This is a genomic window from Aeromicrobium sp. CnD17-E (genome assembly GCF_024124745.1).
Classification (GTDB): domain Bacteria; phylum Actinomycetota; class Actinomycetes; order Propionibacteriales; family Nocardioidaceae; genus Aeromicrobium.
Map to the genome: position 1 here is coordinate 1 of NZ_JAMXRU010000119.1, position 8,670 is coordinate 8,670.

9 protein-coding genes are annotated in these 8,670 nt (G+C 73.3%); all 9 read left to right on the forward strand.

The window, feature by feature from the left end:
* Nucleotides 1-224: 224 nt before the first annotated feature.
* Nucleotides 225-716, forward strand: a complete 492-nt coding sequence (uraD, locus tag NH339_RS15970) for a 2-oxo-4-hydroxy-4-carboxy-5-ureidoimidazoline decarboxylase (RefSeq protein WP_253027017.1) — start codon at nt 225-227, stop codon at nt 714-716.
* Nucleotides 713-1,018, forward strand: a complete 306-nt coding sequence (gene uraH / locus NH339_RS15975; RefSeq protein WP_253027018.1) for a hydroxyisourate hydrolase — start codon at nt 713-715, stop codon at nt 1,016-1,018. Before uraD ends, uraH begins: the two co-directional genes overlap by 4 nt.
* Before the next feature lie 2 nt (nt 1,019-1,020).
* Complete coding sequence (gene pucL / locus NH339_RS15980; protein ID WP_253027019.1) at nt 1,021-1,938, forward strand: factor-independent urate hydroxylase; 918 nt, start codon at nt 1,021-1,023, stop codon at nt 1,936-1,938.
* Between the two features lie 32 nt (nt 1,939-1,970).
* A complete protein-coding gene (locus NH339_RS15985) occupies nt 1,971-3,374 on the forward strand; it encodes a nucleobase:cation symporter-2 family protein (protein ID WP_253027020.1) in 1,404 nt (467 codons plus the stop codon).
* 8 nt (nt 3,375-3,382) lie between these two features.
* Nucleotides 3,383-4,720 carry an allantoinase AllB gene (gene allB, locus NH339_RS15990; RefSeq protein ID WP_253027021.1) on the forward strand — a complete coding sequence of 446 codons (1,338 nt, stop codon included), beginning with the start codon at nt 3,383-3,385 and terminating at the stop codon, nt 4,718-4,720.
* A gap of 35 nt (nt 4,721-4,755) precedes the next feature.
* On the forward strand, nt 4,756-5,970 hold the full coding sequence (locus NH339_RS15995) for an alanine--glyoxylate aminotransferase family protein (protein WP_253027022.1): 1,215 nt from the start codon (nt 4,756-4,758) through the stop codon (nt 5,968-5,970).
* Complete coding sequence (locus NH339_RS16000; protein ID WP_253027023.1) at nt 5,967-7,241, forward strand: allantoate amidohydrolase; 1,275 nt, start codon at nt 5,967-5,969, stop codon at nt 7,239-7,241. Before NH339_RS15995 ends, NH339_RS16000 begins: the two co-directional genes overlap by 4 nt.
* Entirely contained in the window at nt 7,238-8,101 is an 864-nt protein-coding gene (locus NH339_RS16005; protein ID WP_253027024.1) for a MurR/RpiR family transcriptional regulator, read from the forward strand. Before NH339_RS16000 ends, NH339_RS16005 begins: the two co-directional genes overlap by 4 nt.
* Nucleotides 8,102-8,105: 4 nt before the next feature.
* On the forward strand, nt 8,106-8,670 hold a 565-nt coding region (locus NH339_RS16010), incomplete at its 3' end, for an FAD binding domain-containing protein (protein WP_253027025.1).

The following is an 8,670-nucleotide window of genomic DNA, read 5'->3' on the forward strand; positions in this document are numbered from 1 at the left end:
GGCGGGCTGCCGGCGGTCAGCGTCCCGCTGACCACCTCCGGCGGCCTGCCGTGCGGCGTCTGCCTCGTGGGCCCGCCCCGCCGCGACCTCGACCTGCTCGACCTCGTCGCGGGTCCGCTCCGCGTCTGACGCGAGCCCGTCGGCGTCGTTACCCGGATGAAACGCGGGTTCCACGCGACGTAACACGATGGTCCTAGCGTTCCTCGGGACGAGGGAGGGACCACGTGGACATCACGACGTTCGACACGGCCGACGCCGAGAAGGCCGCGGCCGTGCTGCGCAGCTGCGCCGACGTCGACGCGTGGGTCGACGCCCTCGTCGCGGGTCGCCCCTACGGGAGCGTCGAGGCGCTCGTGGCACGGGCCGACGCGCTGGCCGCGGTCTGGACGGGTGCGCAGGTCGAGGCCGCGCTCGCCGACCACCCGCGCATCGGGGAGCGGCACGTCGGCACGGGTCGCAGCGCCGAGCTCTCCGGTCGCGAGCAGTCCGGCGTCGACGACAGCGCCGACACCGCGGCGCGACTCGCGGCGGGCAACGCCGCCTACGAGGAGCGGTTCGACCGGATCTTCCTCGTGCGCGCGGCCGGTCGCAGCGCCGAGGAGATCCTCGCCCTGCTCGAGCAGCGGCTCACGCACGACCCCGAGACGGAGCTGGCGGTCACCGCAGGCCAGCTCCGCGAGATCGCCCTGCTGCGGCTGGAGGACACCTTCGCATGACCACCCTCTCCACCCACGTGCTCGACGCCGCGCTCGGTCGTCCCGCGGCCGGACTCGTCGTCTCGCTCGACGACGCGGTCACCGCGACCACCGACGCCGACGGCCGGATCCGGTTCGACGACCCCGTCGACGCCGGGGTCCACGAGCTCGTCTTCGCGACGGGCCCCTGGTTCGCCGACCAGGACCGCAGCACCTTCCACCCCGTCGTGCGCGTCGCGTTCGAGGCCGGGGCGGGTCAGGAGCACCACCACGTGGCACTGCTGCTGAGCCCGTTCGCCTACACCACCTACCGAGGGAGCTGACCATGGCGACGGGCGACATCGTCCTGGGACCGAACCAGTACGGGAAGGCCGAGAACCGGCTGGTCCGGATCACGCGCGACCCCGAGCAGAGTGCCGGTGGTCGGCACCAGATCGAGGACCTCAACGTCACCTCGCAGCTGCGCGGCGACTTCGTGGCCTGCCACGTCGAGGGCGACAACAGCCAGGTCGTGGCCACCGACACGCAGAAGAACACGGTCTACGCGTTCGCGCAGCAGCACGGCATCGGGTCGCCCGAGCAGTTCCTGCTGACCCTCGGCGAGCACTTCGTCACCAGCTTCGACTGGGTCTCGGGCGGTCGCTGGGAGGCCGAGCTCTACGCGTGGGAGCGGATCGCGGTCGACGGTCGGCCGCACGACCACTCCTTCGTCCGGACGGGCCAGGAGGTCCGCACCACCGTCGTGCAGAAGGACGGCGACCAGACGTGGGTGCTGGCCGGGTTCAAGGAAGCGACGGTGCTCAAGTCGACCGGCTCGGAGTTCCACGGGTTCCCCCGCGACCGGTACACGACGCTGCGCGAGACCACCGACCGCATCCTCGCCACGTCGGTCACCGCGTGGTGGCGCTACACGAGCACCGACGTCGACTGGAACGCGCGCTACGAGGCCGTCAAGGCCGTGCTGCTCGAGACGTTCGCGAGCGTGCACTCCCTCGCCCTGCAGCAGACGATCTTCGCGATGGGCCGCGCCGTCCTCGAGCAGTTCGACGACGTCGCCGAGATCAAGCTGTCCTGCCCGAACAAGCACCACTTCCTCGTCGACCTGGAGCCGTTCGGGCTCGACAACCCGAACGAGGTCTTCTTCGCCGCCGACCGCCCGTACGGGCTGATCCAGGCCACCGTCCAGCGCGAGGGCGCCCCGCAGGCCCCGCAGGCCTGGGCCACCGTGCCCGGCTTCTGCTGACCGCACCGACACCACGAGAGCGAGCACCGACGATGACCGCACGAGCGACCGGACCCGCTGCGTCGCCCCGTCCCGAGGACGAGGTCCTGCCGGCGCCCCAGCTGCTCGGCTACGGCCTCCAGCACGTCCTGGCGATGGTCGGCGGCATCATCGCCGTGCCGCTCATCGTGGGCGGCGCCGCTGGGCTGGAGCCGGCGGAGTCGGCCACGCTGGTCGCGTGCGCGCTGCTCGTCAGCGGCCTCGCGACGATCCTGCAGACGATCGGCGTCCCGTTCCTCGGGTCGCGCCTCCCGCTGGTCCAGGGCATCAGCTTCGCCTCGGTCTCGACGATGGTCACCATCATCGCCGGCGAGAGCGACGGCGAGCGCGGGCTCCGGGTCGTCGCCGGAGCGGTCGTCGTGGCGGCCCTCGTGGGCCTCGTGGTCGCCCCGTTCCTCTCGCGCCTGATCCGGTTCTTCCCATCCGTCGTGACGGGGTCGATCATCACGGTCATCGGGGTGTCCCTCATGCCGGTGGCCGCCGGCTGGATCACCGGGCAGCCGACCGTGGCCGGCGGTGAGAACCCCGACTACCTGAGCCCGACGAACCTCGTGCTCAGCCTCGTCACGCTGGCCCTCGTGCTGGTCATGTCGTCGGTCCGTGCGCTCGCCCGCCTGGCGGTCCTGCTCGGCCTGGTCCTCGGCACGCTGGTGGCGTTCGTCGTCGGCCGGACCAGCCTCGACGGCGTCGGTGACGCCAGCGTGGTGGCCGTGCCGACGCCCTTCGCGTTCGGGACCCCGCTCTTCGAGGTCGGCGCGATCGTGGCGATGGTCGTCGTGATGGTGGTCATCATGGTCGAGACCACCGCCGACATCCTCGCCGTCGGCGAGGTCGTGGGGACCCCCGTCGACTCCCGCCGCGTGGCCGACGGCGTGCGCGCCGACATGATCTCCTCCGCGTTCGCCCCCGTGCTCAACTCCTTCCCGGCCACCGCGTTCGCGCAGAACGTCGGGCTGGTCGCGCTCACCGGCGTCAGGAGCCGCTTCGTGGTCGCCACCGGGGGCGCGGTGCTGGTGCTGCTCGGGCTCTCGCCGGTGCTCGCCTCGCTCGTGACGGTGATCCCGCTCCCGGTGCTCGGTGGCGCGGGCCTCGTGCTGTTCGGCACCGTCGCCGCGAGCGGGGTCCGCACCCTCGCCCGGGTCGACTTCGACGACCACCGCAACCTGGTCGTCGTGGCCGTGTCGCTCGGCTTCGGACTGCTGCCCGTCGTCAACGAGGAGTTCTGGAGCAGGACGCCCGACTGGGTCGCCACGATCCTGGGCTCGGAGATCAGCGCCGCCGCGCTCGTCGCGTTCACGCTCAACCTGTTCTTCACCGTGCTGCGCCGCGGCGAGCGGGGTGCGGACGAGGAGCCAGCCGCCGCGCCTGCCGCACCGGCGGCCGGGTCGAGGGACTGACCACGCCGATGCGACTCGACGCGATCCAGGCCCAGCAGGTGCTCCTCGACGGGCAGTTCCGTCCCGCGACCCTGACGCTCGACGACGGACGGATCACGGCCGTCGGACCACTCGACGACGTGCCGGCCGGCGAGGTCTACCGCGCGCCCGACACCGCCTACGTCGTGCCCGGCGTCGTCGACACGCACGTGCACGTCAACGAGCCGGGCCGCACCGCGTGGGAGGGCTTCACCTCGGCCACCGAGGCCGCGGTCCTCGGCGGCGTGACCACGCTCGTCGACATGCCGCTCAACTCCGTGCCCCCGACCACGACGCTCGAGGGCCTGGCCGCCAAGCGCGCCGCGGCCCAGGGCCAGCTCGCGGTCGACGTCGGCTTCTGGGGCGGTGCGGTGCCCGGCAACGTCGCCGACCTCGAGCCGCTGTGGGACGCCGGCGTGTTCGGCTTCAAGTGCTTCCTCAGCCCGTCGGGCGTCGAGGAGTTCCCGCCGCTCGACCGTGCCGAGTTCGACGCCGCGCTCGCGGAGGTCGCCCGGCTCGACGCGCTCATGATCGTGCACGCCGAGGACGCCGCGATCCTGGACAGCACCCCGGCGCCCGGGAGCCGCGCGTACCGCGACTTCGTGCTCTCGCGCCCTGACGCGTCCGAGGTGTCCGCCATCCGCCAGGTCGTCGACGGCGCCCGGGAGACCGGGGCCCGGGTGCACGTGCTGCACCTGAGCAGCGCGCGGGCGCTGGACCTGATCGCCGACGCGCGGGCGGAGGGTCTCCCGCTGACCGTCGAGACGTGCCCGCACTACCTCACCTTCAGCGCCGAGACGATCCCCGACGCGGCGCCGGAGTTCAAGTGCTGTCCGCCGATCCGCGACGCCGGCAACCGCGAGGCGCTCTGGCAGGCCCTCCAGGAGGGGCTGGTCGACTGCATCGTCAGCGACCACTCGCCGTCGACCGTCGAGGAGAAGCTGAAGGGCGACGGCGACCTGCAGCAGGCGTGGGGCGGCGTGTCGGGCCTGCAGGTCGGGTTCGCCGTCCTGGCGCACGAGGCGAGGCTGCGCGGCATCCCGCTCGAGCGGCTGAGTCGCTGGATGTCGACGAGCACCGCCGACCTCGTCGGTCTGTCGCACAAGGGACGCGTCGCCGTCGGCGCCGACGCCGACCTCGCCGTGTACGACCCCGGCGCCGAGCTGCACGTCGAGGCAGCCCGGCTGGCCCACAAGAACCCGATCTCCGCCTACGACGGGCTGCGCCTCGCGGGCCGCGTCGTCGGCACGGTCGTGCGTGGCGAGCTGGTCGACGTCGACCACGTCGACCACCGCCACGGCTGGCAGCTCGAGAGGCCGCCGTCGTGACCCCGCACCTCGTCGCACCACCGATGGAAGGACCCATGGACACCGCACCCGTGAACCCCCCGCCCCGCCTGCTGATGGGACCCGGTCCGATCACCGCCGACCCGCGCGTGCTGCGCGCGATGTCGGCCCAGCTCGTCGGCCAGTACGACCCGGCCATGACCGCCTACATGGTGGAGGTCATGGGTCTGTACCGCGAGGTGTTCGCGACGGCGAACGAGCAGACCTTCCTCGTCGACGGCACGTCGCGGGCCGGCATCGAGGCGGCCCTCGTCTCGCTCCTGGAGCCCGGCGACCGGGTGCTCGTGCCGGTCTTCGGCCGGTTCGGCCACCTGCTCGCCGAGATCGGCGAGCGGTGCGGGGCCGAGGTGCACACGATCGAGACCGACTGGGGCACCGTGTTCGCGCCCGAGCAGGTCGAGGCGGCGATCGTCGAGGTGCGGCCCAAGGTGCTCGCGGTCGTGCAGGGCGACACCTCCACGACCATGTGCCAGCCCCTGGCCGACCTCGGCGAGATCTGCCGACGGCACGACGTGCTGCTCTACTGCGACGCCACCGCCTCCCTCGGCGGCAACCCGTTCGAGACCGACGCGTGGGGGATCGACGTCGCGACCGCCGGCCTGCAGAAGTGCCTGGGCGGTCCGTCCGGCTCGTCGCCGATCACGATCTCGCCGCGCGCCGTCGACGTCATCGACGGTCGGCGGCACGTCGAGGCGGGCATCGCCGAGGAGCGCGACGTCGCGCGGGGCGTGCGCATCGCCTCGAACTACCTCGACCTCGCGATGATCATGGACTACTGGGGTCCGCGTCGGCTCAACCACCACACCGAGGCCACGACGATGCTCTACGGCGCGCGCGAGTGCGCGCGGCTGCTCGTGGAGGAGGGGATGGACGCCGCGGTCGAGCGGCACCGGCTGCACGGTGCCGCGATGCTCGCCGGGATGCGCGGGCTCGGCCTCGAGGTCTTCGGCGACGTGGACCACAAGATGAGCAACGTCGTCGCGGTGCACATCCCCGACGGCGTGGACGGCGACGCCGCGCGGGCGGCGATGCTCGAGGACTTCGGCATCGAGATCGGCACGTCCTTCGGACCCCTGCACGGCAAGGTCTGGAGGATCGGCACGATGGGCTACAACGCCCGCAAGGACGCCGTGCTCGTCACGCTGGCCGCGCTGGAGCAGGTGCTGCGGTCCGGCGGTGTCGCCGTCACCGCCGGCGGTGGCGTCGGCGCCGCGCAGGAGGTCTACGCATGAGCGCCTCGACGGACCTGCCCACGAGCGGGGCCGCAGTCGGCTCGGCGGCCGAGGTGCTGGCCCGCTGCGCCGAGCTGGACCTCTACTCCTCCCACCCCGAGCACCTGGAACGCGTCTACCTGTCGCCGGAGCACGCGGCGGTCAACCGGGTCGTCGCCCGGTGGATGACCCGCGCCGGCCTGACCCCGCGCCAGGACGCGGCCGGCAACCAGTACGGCCGACGCGAGGGTCGGGAGCCGGGGCTGCCCGCCCTGCTGCTGGGCTCCCACCTCGACACCGTCCCCGACGCCGGCTCCTACGACGGCATGCTCGGCGTGCTGATGGCCATCGCGGTCGCCGAGCGACTCGGCGACCGGGTGGACGACCTGCCCTTCGCCCTGGAGGTGGTCGGGTTCAGCGACGAGGAGGGCACGCGGTTCGGCAAGGCGCTGCTGGGCAGCTGCGCGGCGGCCGGCACGTGGGACCCCGCCTGGTGGGACCTCTGCGACGCCGACGGCACGAGCCTGCGGACCGCGTTCGAGGAGTTCGGGCTCGACCCGCGCGCCGTGGGCGCCGCCGCGCGGCGCCCGGACGAGCTCGTCGGCTACCTCGAGGCGCACATCGAGCAGGGCCCCTACCTCGAGGAGGCCGACGCCTCGCTCGGGTACGTCACCACCATCGCCGGTGCGCGGCGCTTCGTCCTGGAGGTGGAGGGCGAGGCCCGCCACGCGGGTGGGACGCCCTACGACCGGCGCAAGGACGCGATGGTCGGCGCCGCGGAGTGCATCACGGCGATCGAGCGCATGGTCCGCCCGTCGGGCTGCATCGCCACCACGGGTCGGATCGAGGCCCTTCCCGGCGCGGTCAACGTGATCGCCGGGCACGTCGAGGTCAGCCTCGACCTGCGCGCGCCGACCGACGCCGCCCGCGACGCGATGTGGGAGGAGCTGGAGGCCGAGCTGCAGCGGGTGTGCACCGCGCGAGGGCTGGGACTGCGGGTCACCGAGACGCACCGGGCGCCCGCGATGCCCTGCGCGCCCTGGCTCACCGACGCCGTCGTCAGCGGCATCGAGGGCACGGGCGACACCACCCCGATGGGTCTTTGGAGCCGTGCCGGGCACGACGGCATGGCCGTCGGGGCCGTCACCGACGTGGCGATGCTGTTCGTGCGCTGCCACGACGGCGTGAGCCACCACCCCGACGAGGACGTCCGCGAGATCGACGTCGCGCGCGGGCTGGACGCCTTCGAGACGGCGGTCCTCGAGGTCGCGGCGAAGGTCGCGGCCTCATGAGCACCACCGCCCTGGACCCGTCGGGTGCTCCTCGTGAGGAGGCGCGGCCGATCGAGGTGCGCATCACCGAGAAGTACGCCGACCTCGCCCCGCAGGAGCGCCGCGCGGCCGACGTGCTGCTCGAGCACCTGCACGACCTCGCGATGTACCGCGCGTCGGAGCTCGCCGACCTGGCCGGTGTGTCCAAGGCGACGATGAGTCGGCTGTTCCGTCGGCTCGACTACGAGGACTTCACGCAGGTCCGCGACCAGCTGCTCGTCCTGCGCAACGCCGGGCTGCCGGTGCCGGTGGGGGCACCGCCGAGCGTGGCGCGCCACCTCGAGACCGAGGTCGAGCACCTGCACCGTGTGCTCACCGCTGCCGAGGCCGCGATCGAGCAGGCGGCGGCACTGCTGGCCGGTGCCACGACGGTGAAGGTCGTCGGGATGCGCAACAGCTACCCGGTGGCGCTGCACCTGACCCAGCAGCTGACACAGGCGCGGACCGGCGTCGGGGTCGCACCGTCGCCGGGGCAGTCGCTGTCGGACGAGGTGGTCGGCCTCGGCGCCGACGACGTCGTGGTCGTGGTCGCGTTCCGTCGGCGGCCGCCCGAGATCGCCGCGCTGCTCGAGCTCGTCCGGTCCCAGGGCGCCAGGGTCGTGCTCATGGCCGACCCGTCGGGCCGCCGGCTCGCGTCGCCGGGCGACGTGTGGATCGAGTGCGGGGCTGCGACGCAGGCCGCGTTCGACAGCTACGCGGCGGCGATGAGCGTCGTCGCCGCGCTGTCGTCGCGCGTCCTCGACGCGCTCGGCCCGGCGGCGGGCCAGCGGGTGGCCGCGATCGCGGCGGCCTACCGCGCGCTCGGCGAGATCGAGGACTGAGGTCGTGGACCTGCACACCGTGGAGACCTTCCGCCTGCCGACCGGCCCCGACGACCTGGTCCTCTCTCCGGGCGAGACCTGGCTGGCCGGCGGCACGTGGCTGTTCTCCGAGCCGCAGGTGACGACCACCGGCCTCGTCGACCTCGTGGCGCTGGGCTGGCCCGACTGGGAGCTCGACGCCGGTGCGGCGGCTGGGCTGACGACTGGGCTGACGATCGGGGCCACGTGCTCCCTCCTCGACCTCGTCGCGCACGCCGAGCGGTCGGGGCTCCCGGGCCTCGCGGTGGCGCGGTCCTGCGTCGAGGCGCTCGTGATGTCGAACAAGGTTTCCCGCCGTGCCACCGTCGGCGGCAACGTGTGCCTGGCGCTGCCGGCCGGCGGCGCCACCTCGTTCCTGACCGGCCTCGGCGCCGACGCCGTCGTGTGGGGGCCCGGTGGAGAGCGTCGGGTGCCGGTCGCGTCCCTGGTCGTCGACGTGCGTCGCACGTCGCTGGCCCCGGGCGAGCTCGTGCGCGCGTTCGAGGTGCCGCGCGCGTCGCTCGCGTCGACGACGGCCTTCCGGCGCGCGG